The sequence below is a fragment of the Crocosphaera sp. UHCC 0190 genome (assembly GCF_034932065.1).
In the GTDB taxonomy this organism is placed as follows: Bacteria; Cyanobacteriota; Cyanobacteriia; order Cyanobacteriales; family Microcystaceae; genus UHCC-0190.
This window is the reverse complement of sequence record NZ_JAYGHP010000009.1, coordinates 87,364-102,600: the sequence shown is the minus strand read 5'-3', so window position 1 is coordinate 102,600 and position 15,237 is coordinate 87,364. Positions and strand designations below refer to the sequence as shown.

At 37.1% G+C, this 15,237-nt stretch carries 18 protein-coding genes; 16 read left to right on the top strand and 2 right to left on the bottom strand.

Translation table 11 applies throughout. From position 1 onward, the window contains the following. The first annotated feature begins 63 nt into the window (after positions 1-63). From VB715_RS13905 to VB715_RS13895, 3 genes are read left to right on the top strand one after another with little or no spacing between them, the layout of a single operon-like run. Positions 64-1,080: a DMT family transporter gene (locus VB715_RS13905; RefSeq protein ID WP_323301819.1), complete on the top strand. Its 1,017-nt coding sequence runs from the start codon at positions 64-66 to the stop codon at positions 1,078-1,080. Positions 1,081-1,099: 19 nt separating this feature from the next. Next, positions 1,100-1,354, top strand: coding sequence for a TIGR03643 family protein (locus tag VB715_RS13900; RefSeq protein WP_323301818.1), 255 nt, complete (start codon positions 1,100-1,102; stop codon positions 1,352-1,354). 30 nt (positions 1,355-1,384) lie between these two features. Next, positions 1,385-1,852, top strand: coding sequence for a DUF393 domain-containing protein (locus VB715_RS13895; RefSeq protein WP_323301817.1), 468 nt, complete (start codon positions 1,385-1,387; stop codon positions 1,850-1,852). A 120-nt stretch (positions 1,853-1,972) separates the two neighbouring features. Here the strand turns inward: VB715_RS13895 and VB715_RS13890 are convergent, their stop codons facing one another. Next, positions 1,973-2,458, bottom strand: a complete 486-nt coding sequence (locus VB715_RS13890; RefSeq protein WP_323301816.1) for a DUF4079 domain-containing protein — start codon at positions 2,456-2,458, stop codon at positions 1,973-1,975. 133 nt (positions 2,459-2,591) lie between these two features. On the opposite strand from VB715_RS13890, the gene VB715_RS13885 reads away from it, so the two are divergent. The 10 genes from VB715_RS13885 (at position 2,592) to VB715_RS13840 (ending at position 11,335) form a co-directional block, all read left to right on the top strand. Further along, positions 2,592-4,034: a phosphoglucomutase/phosphomannomutase family protein gene (locus tag VB715_RS13885; RefSeq protein WP_323301815.1), complete on the top strand. Its 1,443-nt coding sequence runs from the start codon at positions 2,592-2,594 to the stop codon at positions 4,032-4,034. Positions 4,035-4,545: 511 nt separating this feature from the next. Further along, complete coding sequence (locus VB715_RS13880; RefSeq protein WP_323301814.1) at positions 4,546-5,346, top strand: PEP-CTERM sorting domain-containing protein; 801 nt, start codon at positions 4,546-4,548, stop codon at positions 5,344-5,346. Positions 5,347-5,550: 204 nt separating this feature from the next. Next, on the top strand, positions 5,551-5,766 hold the full coding sequence (locus VB715_RS13875) for an RNA-binding S4 domain-containing protein (protein ID WP_323301813.1): 216 nt from the start codon (positions 5,551-5,553) through the stop codon (positions 5,764-5,766). Between the two features lie 191 nt (positions 5,767-5,957). After that, positions 5,958-6,137 (top strand): hypothetical protein, encoded by a 180-nt coding sequence (locus VB715_RS13870; protein ID WP_323301812.1) that lies wholly within the window; start codon positions 5,958-5,960, stop codon positions 6,135-6,137. 15 nt (positions 6,138-6,152) lie between these two features. Further along, positions 6,153-6,383 carry a hypothetical protein gene (locus VB715_RS13865; RefSeq protein WP_323301811.1) on the top strand — a complete coding sequence of 77 codons (231 nt, stop codon included), beginning with the start codon at positions 6,153-6,155 and terminating at the stop codon, positions 6,381-6,383. 65 nt (positions 6,384-6,448) lie between these two features. Continuing rightward, positions 6,449-7,582, top strand: coding sequence for an AAA family ATPase (locus tag VB715_RS13860; protein WP_323289663.1), 1,134 nt, complete (start codon positions 6,449-6,451; stop codon positions 7,580-7,582). 2 nt (positions 7,583-7,584) lie between these two features. Then, positions 7,585-8,244: a DUF3226 domain-containing protein gene (locus VB715_RS13855; protein WP_323301810.1), complete on the top strand. Its 660-nt coding sequence runs from the start codon at positions 7,585-7,587 to the stop codon at positions 8,242-8,244. A gap of 126 nt (positions 8,245-8,370) precedes the next feature. After that, positions 8,371-9,528: a bacteriohopanetetrol glucosamine biosynthesis glycosyltransferase HpnI gene (gene hpnI / locus VB715_RS13850; protein ID WP_323301809.1), complete on the top strand. Its 1,158-nt coding sequence runs from the start codon at positions 8,371-8,373 to the stop codon at positions 9,526-9,528. 44 nt (positions 9,529-9,572) lie between these two features. After that, positions 9,573-10,502 (top strand): tRNA epoxyqueuosine(34) reductase QueG, encoded by a 930-nt coding sequence (gene queG / locus VB715_RS13845; RefSeq protein WP_323301913.1) that lies wholly within the window; start codon positions 9,573-9,575, stop codon positions 10,500-10,502. Between the two features lie 119 nt (positions 10,503-10,621). Further along, positions 10,622-11,335, top strand: coding sequence for an HAD-IA family hydrolase (locus tag VB715_RS13840; RefSeq protein WP_323301808.1), 714 nt, complete (start codon positions 10,622-10,624; stop codon positions 11,333-11,335). Between the two features lie 43 nt (positions 11,336-11,378). Here VB715_RS13840 and VB715_RS13835 read toward each other — a convergent pair whose 3' ends face one another. After that, positions 11,379-11,939 carry a response regulator gene (locus tag VB715_RS13835; RefSeq protein ID WP_323301807.1) on the bottom strand — a complete coding sequence of 187 codons (561 nt, stop codon included), beginning with the start codon at positions 11,937-11,939 and terminating at the stop codon, positions 11,379-11,381. A 552-nt stretch (positions 11,940-12,491) separates the two neighbouring features. Here VB715_RS13835 and VB715_RS13830 point away from each other — a divergent pair. From VB715_RS13830 to VB715_RS13820, 3 genes are all read left to right on the top strand, one after another. Continuing rightward, entirely contained in the window at positions 12,492-13,610 is a 1,119-nt protein-coding gene (locus tag VB715_RS13830; protein WP_323301806.1) for a tRNA (guanine-N1)-methyltransferase, read from the top strand. A 127-nt stretch (positions 13,611-13,737) separates the two neighbouring features. Next, positions 13,738-13,950 (top strand): hypothetical protein, encoded by a 213-nt coding sequence (locus tag VB715_RS13825; RefSeq protein WP_323301805.1) that lies wholly within the window; start codon positions 13,738-13,740, stop codon positions 13,948-13,950. 8 nt (positions 13,951-13,958) lie between these two features. Further along, positions 13,959-15,230, top strand: coding sequence for a mannosyltransferase family protein (locus VB715_RS13820; protein WP_323301804.1), 1,272 nt, complete (start codon positions 13,959-13,961; stop codon positions 15,228-15,230). Positions 15,231-15,237 lie beyond the last annotated feature (7 nt).

Genomic DNA, 15,237 nt, shown 5'->3' with positions numbered 1-15,237 from the left:
CAAATAGTTAACAAAACTAAACAATTCGTTAAGATAGACTATAGAGTTTTTTTAGCGTTGTTTATGAATTTGAACCTTAATCGTTCAACCTCCCTACAGTCTTCCTTAATACTCATTGCTCCATTTTTTCTCTGGGGAACGGCCATGGTTGCCATGAAGGGGGTAATTCCCCATACAACCCCATTTTTCATGGCTGGAGTGCGGTTAGTCCCTGCGGGCATCCTGGTGTTACTGGTGGCATCTTTGTTTAACCGGCCTCAACCTCAAGGGTGGAAAGCTTGGCTATGGATCGCTTTATTTGCCTTATTAGATGGGGCAATGTTTCAAGGATTTTTGGCCGCAGGGTTAACTCGGACGGGGGCCGGTTTAGGTTCAGTCATTATTGACTCCCAACCTTTAGCAGTAGCGTTAATGTCTAGCTGGTTATTTGGTGAAGTAATTGGCATTTGGGGAGGTATTGGGTTAGGGTTTGGTATTCTTGGTATTAGTTTAATTGGTTTGCCTCAAGATTGGTTTGAAAGTTTATGGCAAACTCAATCAATTTCTTTTAATTTTAATGCCTGGGAACTGTTGAACAGTGGCGAATTATTAATGTTATTTGCTTCCCTTTCTATGGCAGCAGGAACCGTTTGCATTCGTTATGTGAGTCGTCATGTTGACCCCGTAGTTGCCACAGGTTGGCACATGATTTTAGGAGGTATTCCTTTATTTTTAATCTCTGGTATTTGGGAATCTCAGCAATGGGTAAACATTGATTTACAAGGATGGTTAGCCTTAAGTTATTCGACAATTTTTGGTAGTGCGATCGCCTATGGAATCTTTTTCTATTTAGCCTCGAAAGGTAACTTAACCAGTCTCAGTTCTTTAACTTTTTTAACCCCTGTTTTTGCCTTGAGTTTTGGTAATTTATTTCTCAATGAAGTCTTAAATCCGTTGCAATGGTTTGGGGTTAGTTTAACCTTAATTAGTATCTATTTAATTAATCAACGGGAAACCTTTGGCAAACAATGGCGTTATCTTCGCCTTAAAACTTGGTCAATGTTTAAAAACACCCTAGGAAAAATTTCTGAAACCACTTAATATAAAGAGGTAAAAATAAATGGCTAAAAATCCTCCATTTGACCCAGAAATCCTGGATCGTATTATCGAAATGGCTTGGGAAGATAGAACTCCATTTGAAGCGATAGAAGTTCAATATGGACTCTCAGAAAAACAGGTCATTTCTATCATGAGACGAGAGATGAAATCTTCAAGTTTTCAGATGTGGCGCAAACGAGTCTCAGGACGTAAAACGAAACATGGTTATCAACGTTCTTTTTTAGTAGGACGATTTAAATCGGCTAATCAATGTTAATTTTAAAGACATTTTCTTGACATTATTATTATGACTCTTTCAACCCAAAATCAAACATCAAATCCCTTAAAATCTTCTTGGAAGGTTAAATTACTTTATGACGGTGACTGTCCCCTTTGTATGCGAGAAGTACGCTTTTTGCAGAAAAAAGACCAGGGACGAGGACTGGTAAATTTAGTTAATATTGCTGATGATAATTATTCTCCTGATGACCATTGTGAGGTAGACTATGAAGCAGCAATGGGACGCATTCATGCTATTTTGCCTGATGGAACCATTCTCAAAGATATCGAAGCGTTTCGCTATGTTTATGAAGTTTTAGGAATGGGTTGGGTGTATGCAATTACCAAAATTCCAGTGATTGGAAAATTAGCTAATTGGGTGTATGGTATTTGGGCAAAATTACGCCTTCCTTTGACGGGACGCTCTGATTTAGAAACCTTAATATTAGAACGAAAAACTAAAAGGAAATGTGAGCAAGTTTCTGGAGATCACTAAAATCATGTAGGATTTTTATTACCTACCTTAACTATGCAAACTGTACATAGATTTAAACAAAATAATAAAAATCCGGCCTCAAAAAGAAACCGGAATAATAATCACTTAAGAATCAAACAATTACAAAGAAAGGCCTAATTTTAATCCTAAAATACCATGAGCAATTAACACAATGGCAACCACACCACCCAAATACGCATGAAACGCACGATAACCTTCTTTTTGCTCCCCACCAAATCCAATTAAGGGGGTAACAGCACTAATGGCCATTAAACCTAAAACTGCCGAACCCGTCAAAAAATGAGGACTACTTAAAACAGGTTGTTTTTGCATTACCAAAGATAACACCCCGCCAGTGTATCCCAAAGTAATAAACAGGAACACCCAAGGGGCCAACTGACGATGAGAAGCGCGACTTTTCGCCACCACTTCCCCATCTTTGACAAAACGACTACGCCACCCCATATAAGCAGTAAAACTACCCATGACTAAGACAACAATGCCCATCATCACCGGGTGTCCCCAATGTACAATAGGTTCGGGTATGCCTAAGCTACGGAACCAAGCGGCGAGGGGTTCCAATAAATCTGCAAGTTTGTCTCCCATAGCTTTAATGCCCTATCACAATTTTTAACAGCAATCATTACAATTGTATTAAAAAATTGCACCCTAAAACCATTTTCAAAGGGAACTTAACGGGCTAATCTGAGAGTGTGTATAGAAAATTTTAAGCGTTCCTATGACATTTACTCAAAATCCGATTAAATTTGGTACTGATGGCTGGCGTGGTGTGATTGCGGCTGATTTTACCTTTGAAAGAGTCGCCATGCTTGCTCCCTTAGCCGCTAAAGTCTTAGCAGAGAATTATGGTACGTCATCGGGCAATCACAAAGTTATTGTAGGATATGATCGCCGTTTCTTGGCTGAGGAGTTTGCTCAATTGGCGGCTGAGTCCATGCAGGAAGCCGGTTTTGATGTGATTTTATCTAATTCCTATGCCCCGACTCCTGCCTTTAGTTGGGCCGCTAAGATGCAAAATGCTTTAGGGGCCATTGTGTTAACCGCTAGTCATAACCCGGCCAAGTATTTAGGATTAAAGGTTAAAGGGGCTTTTGGGGGGTCAGTTTCCCCTGAAATTACTCAACAAATTGAAGCATTGTTACCTAACCCTCCTCAATTTTCGGGGCCGGCTGGCACTTTAACCTATTTTGACCCTTGGGAAAGCTATTGTCAGGGGTTACGTCAAAAAGTTGATATTAATGCCATTCAAGAGGCAATTAAAGCGGGGAAATTGCGGGTTTTTGCTGATGTGATGCACGGGGCTGCTGCTACAGGGTTAGAACGTTTATTAGGCTGTCCTATTGAGGAGATTAATAGTGACCGTGACCCGTTATTTGAAGGGGGCGCACCGGAACCTTTACCCCGTTACCTTTCTAAATTAATTACTACCATAAAAACGGCGGTTAGTCAAGGAGATAATAGTTTAAAAGTCGGGTTAGTATTTGATGGAGATAGCGATCGCATTGCTGCGGTTGATGGTCAAGGAAATTTCATGAGTTCCCAGATTTTAATTCCGATTTTAATTGACCATTTAGCTAAGCGGAAAGGGTTCACAGGAGAAATTGTTAAAACGGTGAGTGGTTCGGATTTATTTCCCCGTTTAGCTAAACTTTATAACTTATCGGTTTATGAGACTGCGATCGGTTATAAATATATTGCTGATCGGATGTTAGTTTCTGATGTATTAATCGGAGGAGAAGAGTCTGGGGGAGTTGGTTACGGAACCCATATTCCTGAAAGAGATGCTTTATTATCTGCTTTGTATGTGTTGGAAGCAGTGGTAGAGAGTGGGGAAGATTTGGGTGACTATTATGCTAAATTACAGGAGAAAACTGACTTTTATAATGCCTATGATCGGATTGATTTACCCTTGGCAAGTATGGAAGTTCGCGGTAAATTAGTCGAAAGTCTGGAGACGAAACCCTTAACAAAAATTGCTGGTCAAGCAGTCACAGATTGTGATAAAACAGATGGTTATAAGTTTCGGTTAATTGATGGTAGTTGGTTACTAATTCGCTTTAGTGGGACGGAACCAGTTTTAAGATTATATTGTGAATCTTTGACCTTAAAACAGGTTCATGAAACCTTAAATTGGGCAAAAGATTGGGCTAATTCTGTTTAAATTTTTAGGTTAAACTAGATCAAAATGGCATCCAAAGTAGATGAGACAAAAGTGCAAAGTCTGAGTAAAAACATTGAATAATTTTCTATAAATGGTTAAGACTTAACGCACTCTAACTATAGACATCCGATAGGGTTTTAGGCGATTACTGTCAAGTATATTAGTAATCGTCTACATATCTTGTTGAATTTAGAAGTTCAAAAATCAAACAAGTGTAATTTTTAAATCTTAATTAAAATAAGTTTTTATTAAACTAATTTAAAATCTGAACATATCAGATCAGACCATATTTTGATTAGATAAGAAATATTAATGAATGGCAGGAAAATGGATATTATTGTACAGTTTTAGCTTTCATAAATGCACAATGACTAATATTTTTTATTGATTTTACATTTTTGTCTAATTTTTTTTTTTTTGATTAAAGTTGATGATTTTAGTCATGAATGCTAAATTTTTCGTTGTTAACCGGATTAATTTTTAATCCATTTACTAAATCTAGGAATGCAAAATGAAGCTAATCAAGAATGCAAATTTCTTTAGCATAGCTCAGACAGCCCTCTCCGTAAGTGTGGTCACGGTTGGGTCTCTTGCTGTCAGTAGTCTTTCGACCCAAGCTGCCCCCGTTGTTTTCTTCGACAATATGTTTACTGGAGCAACTGACTTTGACTCAATCGTCAATAGTGTTAATGGTGATTTAACTATTGATACCTGGACAAATTTGCCTCAAGGCCAGACTATGATTGATCGTGGTGCTTATTCGTTCAGAAAAGTAAACAATGCTGCCATGTTTCCTTCTGTGTATACTTTATTTAATAGTAGTCCACTAACGACAACCAGTGGCGAGACTATCAATATCAACCCCTCTAGCACAGATGTCGAAGCCTCTCGTCTTGGCAGTGCGATTGAGTTTACCTTTGACTCTCCAGTTAATGGGTTCGGACTGGAGGTGGGAGACTGGGCAACTTGCTGTCAGCCTTCAAATCTCTATATTTCCTTTGATGGCGGCACGCCTATTCTTGTGGGAGAATCCTTAGTTTTTGGCGACCAGTTCCTAACTAATGGCGGGGCAGGTGTATTTGTTGGTGCTATCGATGATAGTGGTACATTCAGTACAGTCCAGTTCTGGGGTGATGGACAAGGAGAGTTTCTGGTCGCTGGTGGTGAAATTCGCTATGCAACTGTAGAGGAAGGTTCTGTCACCGGTGTTCCTGAACCTGCTACTGTGCTAGGTCTGTTGACGATTGGTGCTTTTGGTGTAGGCTCATCTGCTCTCAAGAAAGCAAACTACAAGAGAAACAAAAAAGCCTAAAGAAAAATTATCTTGTCGGATAACATCATTTCTTTAAGCTAGAAATACATTCTTAAGTGGAAGGCAGACATAATGATGTCTGTCTTCATTTTATATATTGTATCTGGTGGGCTAATGTCTTTCAACAATTGATAAATGGTTTAAACTGTAGAAATAAAGACCTTATACATAACGTCTCTATTTCTAGAATAATGAGGGATTATTATGGATATAAACGCAGAAAAATCAGAACCTATCATTAAATTAGGTCAATTTATGAAATGGCAAAACTTGGTACAAAGTGGAGGAGAAGCAAAAATAAGAATTCAAGGAGGAGAAGTAATGGTTAATGGTAGCATTGAAACAAGACGAGGACGAAAATTAGTCACAGGAGATGTGGTAACTTTTAACGAGAAAAGTTACGAGGTTAATTTAGCATAGGGTTAATTATTATGTCTTACAGTAATTTTAATTTGGAGAAGGTTAAACAACAGTTTAATCTAAGAACAATTGAAGAATTTGGGATTTTTGCTGATATTAAACCGATAGAAAGTAGTGAATTATTAAAATAAATTTTACAAGATAATTTACCGATTGCTATTACTGGCAATAGCAAAAAAGCAAGATCAGAGATGATTATTGCTCCGATTTTAGTGGAACTTAAACGAATATTTAAAGATGAAATAAATCTATTTTCTGGGGTTAATTTTACTGTTGATGAAACCCAAAACTTAAACGGAATTTGTGACTTTTTAATTAGTCATTCTCCTGAAAAATTGTTTATTGCTGCACCTATTATTACCTTAGTATAAGCGAAAAAAGAAGATTTGAATGCAGGGTTAGGTCAATGTATTGCTGAAATGGTTGCGGCTCAAATTTTTAATCAACAAGAAAATAATCAGATTTCGATGATTTTAGGTGTTGTGACTTCTGGTACAAATTGGCGTTTTTTGAGGTTGCACAATACAGATATTTTTATTGATTTAACGGAATATTATTTGTCTGATTTGAATAAAATTTTAGGCATTTTATCGAGTAGTATGGAACAATTTAGATAGTTATGGTCAAGAATGTGTTACCATTTAATTAAATGTCCTAATCATTCGTTAGGAGTTGCCGAAATATGTTAAGTTCACTACATATTGAAAATTTTAGAGGTTTCCAAGAATTTGATTTAGAAGATCTTGGCAGAATTAATTTACTTGTGGGAGAGAATAATAATGGTAAAACTTCTATTTTAGAAGCCATTTTAATATTTTTATCTCATGGGAATTTGAATGTAATCTTAGAATTAATGAAATATAGAGGAGAGTATTGGAGAGAAAAAAATGATAAAAAAGGAACCTCTGAATCTGAATATGCTATGCGTCATCTTTTCTATGGACATGAAATTGTACAAGAAACTAAATTTTCTTTAAAAGGAATAGATGATAATTCGCAAAATCAACTTATCATAGACATAAGATCAGATCCCATACAGCAAAGTCTTAACTTAAATAATAATGATGATGATAATCAAAGTGAAAAATCAGGAAATTTTAATCTCATTATTAAATGGAATCATGGAAACTTTGGTCGTAGTCCAATAGAAGTCCCTTTATCATTGAATAATACTCTTTCTCAAGATGATGTTCGGCGAATGTCTAGAAATTTATTTTCTGACATAGTAATTAATACACGATTAATCACTCCATTTTCTTTAGATATTACAGATTTAACTCAATTATTTGATAATATCGTCTTAACACCTAATGAACAATTAATTATAGAAGCACTTCAAATTATTGAAGCAAAAATTGAAAGAATTGCTTCAGTTGGCCAAGAAAAATATAGTTATACTTCTAGAAACTATAAAGAAAGAGGAGGTTTTGTCATCAAGTTTTCGGATCAAAAACAACCAGTACCTATCGGCAGTTTAGGGGATGGCATTTGGCGAATCTTATCAATTATTTTAGCAATGGTTAATCTAGAAAATGGGGTTTTATTAGTGGATGAAATTGATACAGGATTACACTTTACAACCTTATTTGATATGTGGAAAGTAATTCTATTAACTGCGAGAAAACTCAATATACAAGTTTTTGCCACAACCCATAATAGTGATTGTTGGACGAGTCTTGCAAGTTTAATTAAAAAAGAAAAAATTGAAGATAATGAAATTACCATTCAACGAATAGAACCCGATAGAAAAAAAGCTGTTGCTTTTAGTCCTAAACAAATTGTCATTGCTGCTGAAAGAGGAATTGAGGTACGTTAAAAATGGCAACTAAACCGTTAAAAAAGCTGTTAGTCGAAGGGACTGAAGATCAAAGAGTTATACCAGAATTAATTGAAGCATCTGGTATTCCTTGGGGAGAAACAAAGGAAACAGCAATTGTTAAAATTAAGTCTTATGATGGTATTGAGAATTTACTTGATAAAAATGTCATTTATACAGAATTAGAAGATAGAGGATTAATTTCATTAGGAATTATTATTGATGCAGATGATCATCCTTTAGACAGATGGCAAAGTATTCGTCATGTCTGTTTACCTACTATTTTTGATCTTCCTCAAGAATTACCAGACACTGGGTTAGTTCATTCATTTACACATAATAGCAAAGATCTAAAATTTGGTGTTTGGATGATGCCAGATAATAAAATAAGAGGAATGTTAGAAACTTTTTTAGAGTATTTAATTCCTGATACGAATAATCATCTTTGGGACTATAGTAAAGAAGTTGTCCAAGAAGCAAAAATAAAAAATGCACCTTTTAAAGACAGTTATACCGATAAAGCTTATATTTATACCTGGTTAGCATGGCAAAAAACACCAGGAAGACAACTACATGATGCCATCAAACAAAAATTTTTAGTTCCAACGAACCCCAAAGCACAAATATTCGTTAATTGGTTTAAATCTCTTTATGATTTATAGTTTTTGTCTTATCGTAATTTTAATGATTTTTTTTCCCATGATTAGCTCAAACTGAATTTTTAGCTATAATTTCTCTAAATTGGGGTCAACTGTCTCAATTTAACTGTGTGAGGAAAGGAAAAATTTGTGTTAAATCTGATCAATAGCTTACAATTTCTCTGTTTAGTTCCCATTTTAGGGGGTTCTGTCTTCTCTATCTTAACCGTAGGGACAGTCAAACGCTTCTTCAAACGTTCCCCTAAAACCCTCAATTTTACCCCTCCCGTTTCAGTTCTAAAACCTGTCAGGGGTTTGGAAAAAAACCTTAAACGCAACCTAAGAACTATTGCTACCCAAGACTATCCTGATTATCAAGTCATTTATTCTGTCCAAGATCCCCAAGATCCTGCCTACCCTATCTTAAAAGAAATTCAAGCAGAATTTGGCACTGACCGCATTTCTGTGGTTATCAGTACCGTTGAAGTAGGGGCCAATGGTAAGGTTAATAACCTCCTAGGAGGCATGGAAGCAGCGCGTCACGATATAATTATCATCAGCGACAGTGACACCTCTTTACAGCCCGATTATATCGCAACTATCGTTAATCCTTTGGCTAACCCTGATGTGGGTTGTGTCTGTACCCCGTTTAAAGTGACTAAAGCAGACAGTTGGTACGAGAAACTGGAACTTTTGACCATGAATGCTGATTTTATGCCTAGTGTGATGTTTGCTGAGGTAACAGGGGCCTCTAATTCTTGTTTGGGGCCATCTATTGCCATTCGACGGTCAACCTTAGATAAATTAGGGGGTTTAGATAGTTTAGCTGATTATTTAGTAGAAGATTACGAAATTGGCAGACGGGTTTGGACTTCTGGTCAAAAAATGGTCTTATTACCCTACATGATTGATGCGGTGGTAGACTTAGCTAGTTGGCGTAATTGGTGGAGTCATCAGGTATATTGGGATCAAAATACCTATTTAGCAAGACCTGGGGCCTTTATTGCGACCATTTTAATTCGGGCCATTCCCTTTGCGCTAATTTTTGCTTTACTGAGAGGGGATATGATTGGGTTAGGGGTGTTAATTGCTACCATTATGATTAGATTAATTACTGCTGCAATAACGGCCCAAGATATGAAGGATCAAGAAACGATCAACAGTTTATATTTATTACCCTTTCGAGATGCAGTGGGATTGATTTTTTGGGGTTTAGCTTTTACTCAGCGTACCGTAATTTGGCGTGGGGTTGAATTTAAGTTAACCAGTCATGGAAAAATGGTCAGACATCGTTTCATTCATAATTAACCCTGGGGGTCAACGGCCGTTGACCCCTACCTATGAATCATTATATGCAAGAATTAACCACAAAAGTCAAACAAAAGGCCCTTGATATCGGGTTTCATAAAGTCGGTATTGCTGATGTTGATAGGGACTATTCAGATGATGCTGTGTCTCATTTCCAAGCTTGGTTAGCATTAGGTTATCATGCTGATATGGCCTGGATGAATAACCCAAAACGTTTTGATATTCGTCAATGTATGCCCGAAGTTAAATCAGTAATTTCTGTGGCATTAAATTATTATACTCCTCATCAACATTCTGAGGACAAAAAATACGGCAAAATCTCCCGTTATGGATGGGGGAGAGACTACCATAAGGTAATGGGAAAAAAACTTAAATCTTTTAGTCAATGGTTAGAAGCTCAAGACAATAATATCAAGACTCGTTATTATGTGGATACTGGCCCCATTCAAGATAAAGTTTGGGCCCAACGTGCAGGAATTGGTTGGATTGCTAAAAATGGTAATCTGATCACTAGGGAATATGGCAGTTGGGTCTTTTTAGGAGAAATTTTAACTAACTTGAACCTCATTCCTGATACCCCTCATAGAGAACATTGTGGGACTTGTAGCCGTTGTTTAGATGCTTGTCCTACCAATGCGATTACCCGTCCTTTTGTGGTGGATGCTAACCGTTGTATCGCTTATCACACCATTGAAAATCGCAATGAAACCTTACCTAAAGATATTGTTAATCATCTAGAGGGATGGGTGGCCGGATGTGATATTTGTCAGGAAGTCTGTCCCTGGAATCAACGCTTTTCTACAGAAACAGATATCTCTGATTTTCAACCCTATCCTGGAAATCTTAAGCCAGAATTGTTAGAATTAGTTGATATTTCTCAGGAGGAATGGCATCAAAAGTTTACCGCATCAGCATTAAGGAGAGTTAAACCTGAGATGTGGCATCGGAATGCTCGTGCTAACCTAGAAGTATAGGGAATTTAGTCAGTCTACATATTCTAGATGATCCAGATTAAACAATCTTTTCCTCTGGGGAAAGATGTGATCGCTGACTTCTCTTTCACTCTTACTCCTCACCCTTCACCTGGAAAAAAATGGCACTCAAAGTAATTGTTTTTGATTTTGATGGCACTCTAGCTGATACCTATGATACTTTTGTTGAGATTGCCAACGGTTTATCAGCAGAATTCGGTTATAAACCAGTTGATCGACAAGAACAGGAAAAACTGAAGCATTTGAGTATGAAAGATCTTATTAAACAATCAGAAATTTCTCCCCTCAAAATTCCCTTTGTTCTACAACGGGTAAAATCTGAGCTCAATCATAAGATTCAAGATCTTCAACCTATCAATGATATTCCTTCCTGTCTTCAACAACTCAAAGTTCAAGGATATCTCTTAGGAATTATAACCTCAAATGCAGAAGATAATGTCTCGATTTTTCTAAAAAATCATGGTCTTGAGCAATTATTTGATTTTATCTATGCAGGAATTAATTTATTTGGTAAACATAAAATCCTTAACAAACTACTAAAACAACATAAATTACGGTCAGATGAGGTCATGTATATTGGGGACGAAACTAGAGATATTAACTCAGCTAAAAAAAGCAATGTTCAAGCTGTCGCAGTTACTTGGGGATTTAATTCTCCTGAAGTTTTGTCCAAACATCAACCCGATTTTTTGATTAATCATCCTCAAGAATTAATTACTATTATTCAAGAAAATAAATACTCAATTGATCGTCAAACCGCAATGATTGAAAGTTTAAACATGGAAGGAGAAAACCCGAAAATTATCCCTTGCTAAACTGATGATTGGTGAATCTAGCAAGGGGAAATTAACAGAAACCCTAGTGCTTTTGTTGTAGAAATCCTAAGACTTGTCTTAGCTGTTTCTTCAGCAAATCGATTTCACCCTGCATCTGATTTACTTGCTGACGCAAAGTAATGATTTCCTGGGCCATGCTTAAGGTATCTTTCGCGGAAATATTGTTTTGATTAATCGCTGAGTCTGACTCTTGAGGTTGAGGATGTTTTCTGGCTTTGGCCATGGCATCTTTAATAGCCTCAAGCAACTGCTTTTTCTCAAAGGGTTTTTCAATAAAGGAAAAATACTCAAAAGGTTCGTTCAATTTCTCGACGACTTCTTCTTTCCGTCCAGACATCAAAACTAGCGGAATTTTCTTGAGATCGTACTCTTTTTGGACTTCTTGATAGACATCCCAACCACTCATTTTGGGTAGGAGAAAATCTAACATGATTAGGCTGGGTTTTTCGCTACGGATGAGGTTATAGCCTTCTACTCCGTCTTTGGCTTCAAGAACTTTAAAATTGCCTTCGGGCAACATATCTTTAACCCGCATCCGGATCACTTTACTGTCATCAATTACAAGGATTTTGTGAGTTGGCACGGTAAACTCCCCTTCAAGAGTTAAGTCAATGGTACTTGAGGTTTATCCATCCTCACCCTTAAAAGTGATGGCTTGGCTTTGTCTCTTTCTTAAGGTTCCCCATAATTGTCTCAAACTCACCATCTCTCCCTAAAGTTTTCTGTCTCTATCTGGTGAAATGCTGATTTTATCTAGTTTATCGGGTATTTAGTTTGGGTTTTAGAGGGCAATTTTCAATAAGTTTAAATTATGTTTTTGTTGTTTTGATTGATAAATTCCAATCTATTGACTTTATGTACTTTCATTAAGATTTGAGAATTACTATCAATAGTTAACGAATCTTCGGCTTTTGATGGTATTATAAGACAAATAAACATCTACAGCCAGTGTGTCTTGTCCTAAATATAGTTCCTAAAACCCTGATTAATTGGTTTTTTTTCCCGGTTGTTGATGCAGTTTTCCCTAATGTGACTAATTTTTAAGCCTTTATTTTGAGCAAATGTACTAAAGCAAGGTAAGTATTATTGCTGATGGGGTTGACAAAACACTTTTTTGTGTATTGAGTATTAAAATATGAATAATGAGTCTCTAATTACGGAAGGAAAAGCAGAGTTTATTGTTGGTAATACGTTTTATCGATCGCAAAGTAAGGTTACAAGAGATTTAGGGGTATTAGCAGCAGCAATTTATCAACAAAATCAGGGACAATTAAGAGTATTAGATGTAATGGCAGGTTGTGGAGTTCGTTCCTTAAGGTATTCTTTAGAGAGTGGTGCTGATTATGTTTGGGTTAATGATAGTAACCCAGAAAATCAACTAATCATTGAAACTAACTTAAAGAATATTTTACGAGAAAATCAAGCTAAAATAACGTATAAAAATGCTAATGAAATCTTTTTTGACTGTTATAATCGGAAAGACTATTATGATTTAGTGGATGTGGATGCTTTTGGTTCCCCTAATCCTTATTTAAGTACCCTATTATGGGCCACAAAAATTGGAGGACTAATTTATTTAACCTGTACCGATGGCAGAACCGCAACGGGACATTTACCGGAAAAAAGTTTACAGGTATATGGTTCTTATGGGCGATCGCATCCTGCGGCCCAAGAACAAGCTTTGCGCTTATTAATTGGTAGTGTTTTACAACAAGCAGCGACCATGGGGTTAGGAATTAAGCCAATTTTTTCTTTATTTACGGGGCAAACCTATCGGGTCATGATGATGTTATTGCCAAAAATTAATTTAACTCTAGAGAGTTATGGTTTTTTAGGTTACTGTCATCAATGTGGGGAATATACAACAATTTTTTATGGAAAATTAGGCAAAGTAAGCTGTTATCATGCAGCAGAAGATAAACACTATCCTTATACTATTTCAGGAGCAATGTGGTTAGGAAATTTGCATAATAAAATATATTTAGAGCAGATGAAAAGCTTAGCAGAAAGTTTAGAATGGATAGAGAGAGTTGAGTTATTATCAATGATGGTTCATGAGTTAGACTTTCCTCCTTATTTTTATACCTTGGGGGAAATAGGAAGACGAGGAAGATTAGATCTTCCCAAGCGATCGCAACTGATTGAAAGATTACAAACTAAAGGTTATCGTGCTGCTCCCACTCATATTAATCCCCAAGCAATTAAAACCAATGCAGACTTAAAAATGTGTATTGAAATTGCCAAAATCAAGTGATTTTTTTCCTTCTGCCTTTCAAATAAGTGCATCCAAAGCTGCATTACCCGCTTCAAGATCTCGCATTGCTTGGAAAGCACGATTAACACCACGGGTATAAAATAAGATTGATTAAGAGGGAAATATTATGAGTGCATCAGAAAATGTCGCAATTGTCAAACAACTTTATGAGGTGATGGGACAAGGCGATCGCCAATTCATCAAATCTTTATTGACAGAAAATATTCAATGGTATGGATTAAGCTTAACGGAAGGGGTTCAATCCCAACTACTAAGCGGAATTGTTGCCGTGACTGACTTTCTAGAAAAGTCTGATCCTGTTTTAACCATGTTAAGATAACTCAAAAAATGCGGGATTTTTGGCCAAAAATTTACCAAAAGGAGGCTGGTTTTATTCTCGCCATGGGTTTACTCAGTCGAGGGGTAATTGCGATCGCCATGTTGGGGATTGCACCTTTGCTAACTGCGCCCTCTGGCGGCATACAAGCAGAATTAGGATGGGATGTTTTTTCAGCCTGGGACAGTGATTTGTATCAGCAAATTGCCGTTAATAATTATGATGGGTTAGGAGAAAATCCTGGAGCAAACGTAGCATTTTTCCCCCTGTTTCCCTTACTGATTCGGGGGGGAATGTTATTAGGATTTTCTTCAAACGTCGTGGGAACTTTAATTAACAATGCTGCATTTTTAGCAACGTTATTTGTTCTCTATGATTGGGTCAAAAAAACCAATGGCCTTGTCGCTGCACGTTGGGCAACAGCAATTTTAGCCTGGTGTCCCCTCTCAATTTTTGGCACAGTAGTTTATAGCGAAGGACTCTTTTTGTTCTTCAGTACCTCAGCTTTATCTGCCTTTGAACGTCAACATTACAGACAAACTGCCCTCTGGGGGATCTTAGCAACCGCTACCCGTATTACCGGACTAGCCTTAATGCCCGCTTTAATGATCACGGCTTGGCATAAACGCTTACCTCTGATGGCTTATGTTGCTAGTTTTGCCAGTGGGGGAGGAACCCTATTGTTTAGCCTTTACTGTTGGCTGCAGTTTCGTGATCCTCTAGCATTTATTACCGTACAACACAGCCAATGGCAACGAAAACAAGGCATTGACTGGGAAGGTTGGAGCAAGATGTTAGGAGAAATCACCATTGGTAGCAAAAATTTAGCAGCAGGTGCGATCAATGATCCTTGGCATCCCTTGTTATTTGGCTTAATTATAGCGATCGCTTACGGATTATGGCGTTATCGTGCTGATCGTCCCCAAGCCTACTTAGATTATAGTCTAGGGGTTTTAGGCTTATTCCTCTGGCTGTTAATCGGCGATCCCTTATTAAACACTCTTTCTGTTCTCGGTGGTATCGTTTTACTCTGGTGTTTACGTCATCAGTTGAGTTTCCTGGTGGTTATTTACGGTTTTTGTGCCTTGGGACTGCTGATTTCTTCTGGGGGGACAATTTCTTTAAATCGTTTAGCCTACGGCATTATTTCCTTAACCATTGCCCTAGGACTATTACTATCGCGATCACCTCGCTTGGGCTATGTTACTCTAGGATTTTTTGGCTTATTATTAATCAGTTTTTCCATTCGTTTTGCTCAACATCAATGGGTTGCTATGATTTGAACTGTAA